The organism is Bradyrhizobium uaiense, from assembly GCF_010811875.1.
GTDB classification, from domain to species: Bacteria; Pseudomonadota; Alphaproteobacteria; order Rhizobiales; family Xanthobacteraceae; genus Bradyrhizobium; species Bradyrhizobium uaiense.
In genome coordinates this window covers 1-2016 of record NZ_VKHP01000468.1, presented here as the reverse complement: position 1 = coordinate 2016, position 2016 = coordinate 1, and the positions used below count along the sequence as shown (strand labels likewise).

General features: G+C 64.7%; 3 protein-coding genes. 1 reads left to right on the top strand and 2 read right to left on the bottom strand.

What is annotated here, in order from left to right; genetic code table 11:
* Positions 1 to 476: enoyl-CoA hydratase/isomerase family protein (locus tag FNJ47_RS45790; protein WP_236000571.1), on the top strand; the 476-nt coding region annotated here is incomplete at its 5' end.
* 313 nt (positions 477 to 789) lie between these two features.
* On the opposite strand, the gene FNJ47_RS45785 is transcribed toward FNJ47_RS45790, so the two are convergent.
* Both FNJ47_RS45785 and FNJ47_RS45780 read right to left on the bottom strand, forming a co-directional pair.
* Positions 790 to 1224 (bottom strand): DUF6157 family protein, encoded by a 435-nt coding sequence (locus tag FNJ47_RS45785; protein ID WP_163163335.1) that lies wholly within the window; start codon positions 1222 to 1224, stop codon positions 790 to 792.
* A 12-nt stretch (positions 1225 to 1236) separates the two neighbouring features.
* Positions 1237 to 1896, bottom strand: a complete 660-nt coding sequence (locus FNJ47_RS45780) for a glutathione S-transferase family protein (protein ID WP_163163333.1) — start codon at positions 1894 to 1896, stop codon at positions 1237 to 1239.
* Between the last annotated feature and the right edge of the window lie 120 nt (positions 1897 to 2016).

Sequence of the window (2016 nt, the reverse complement as noted above, 5' to 3'; positions counted from 1 at the left end):
ACCGAGTTGAGCTCGTAGCCGGCCGAGACCGCGCGTCCGGTTCCGGTCAGCACCAGCACGCGGATCGCAGGATCGCCCTCGATCCGGTCGAACAGTCTGACGAGCTCGGCGAGGTCCTCGGCCTGCACTATTACAAGAGCGGCATCCAGCGCTACGTCACGAGGCTCGGCGTCGACAACGCCAAGATGCTGTTCCTGACCGCGCAGAAGATCTCGGCGCCGGAGATGCTGCGGATCGGCTACCTCACCGCGATGGTGTCGCTCGACCTGCTCGACGAGGAGGTCGACAGACTGGCAACGGTCCTGGCCGGCAATGCGCCGAAGGCGATGGCCGGCATGAAGCGCGCGGTCAACGAATTCGCCCGCGGTGAACTGGACGAAGCCGCCGCCGACCAGCGCCACCGCGACAGCATGCGCGGCGACGAGATCAAGGAAGGCATCAAGGCGTTCGCGGAGAAGCGGGCACCGAGGTTTTAGGTCGGCACTATCAACACCGTCACCCTGAGGAGCCGCGCAGCGGCGTCTCGAAGGGTCGACGGCCCGGCTAAAGCATGATCCGGAAAAGTGCGAAGCGGTTTTCCGAAAAGATCATGCTCAAACAAAGAGCTAAAGCGCGATGACGCTTCAACCTGATCTCATCGCGCTTTGGTGGCCGATTCATCCTTCGAGGCTCGCTCAGCGGCGCAATTGCGCCGCAAGGCTCGCACCTCCAGCGACAAAGGCGAAGCCTTTGCGCGGGGATGACGGGGTTATCGGTGTGCGAGCCCGTCGTATCCGTTACGGAGTGTCGCTACACCCGCTTGCTCCGCATCGCGCGCGTCTGCTCGATCTCAGGGTCGCCGGCGAGTGCCTGGTAGCGCTTGCTGTCGACGGCGACAATCGCGATGCGGCCTTCGGCGTCGGCGTGAACGCCCCAGCCGAAGCGTTTTCCGAGCGGCGAGGCGCGCATGCAGGCCTGGCCTTTCGAGAAGAACGTCTCGCGGGCCGCACTGCGTTCCTTCTTCGTCGCCTTCGCACCGAGCGCGCGGCCAGCCGACGACGTCGCGAACACGACGTCGTCGGACGTGTATTTGTAGGGCGCGCCGGCAAGCATGGCGTATTGCAGCGTGCCTACCGTCGGCTTGCCGCCATAGGGCCGCGGCTCCTCGCCGACGCGCGCCGGGCAATCCTCCGCGACACGGATGAAGGTGTTGACGACGTTGGTGGTGTAGAGCTCCTTGACCATCAGTCGATCGTATCACACGCCGGCCGCCGCTGCATGCTGCGCCGCCATCTCGTCATCGGCCTTCGAGATCAGCTGGAAAGCCGGGCGCGCGGTGATGCGTTCGACATAGCGGACGAACACGTCCCTTTTGGGCACGATGCCGAACATCATGGTCCAGGAGAGCGCAATGCCCCAGAGGATGTCGGCCGCCGTGATCTGATCACCGAACAGATAGGGCCCCTTTGCGAGCTGTGCTTCCAGCGTGCCCAGCATGGTGTCGTAATCGGCATAGGGCGACTGCGTGATCGGCGCCGGCTCGCGCTTCATGAAATGGTCGATCACCGCCGGCTCGAACGACGAGCCGTAGTAGGCGATCCAGCGCAGATACGGGCCGCGGCGCGGATCGTTCAGCGCCGGCGTCAGGCCGGCCTGCGGAAACAGGTCGGCGAGATAGATGAAGATCGCGACCTGCTCGGTCACCAGCGCGTCGCCATGGCGGATCGCCGGCACCTTGCCGAGCGGATTGATGGCGAGATAGGCGTCCTTGCGCTGCTCGGCCGCCTTCATGTTGAGGATGTGCAGATCGTAGGGCGCGCCGAGCTCCTCCAGCAGCACCCGGGTGCCGGTGGCGCGGCTCTGCGGCGAGTAATACAGCGTGACACGGTCGGTGGTGGTGCTGGTCTCGGTGGTCATGGGCGGTCTCCTTGCGCCGTCGGGGGCATGGCCTCCTTATGTCCGCCTATACCTGACATCTTGTGTCAGGTATGATCTGGCGATGCGCGCGAGCCGGCTGTTTTCCATCCTCACCACCCT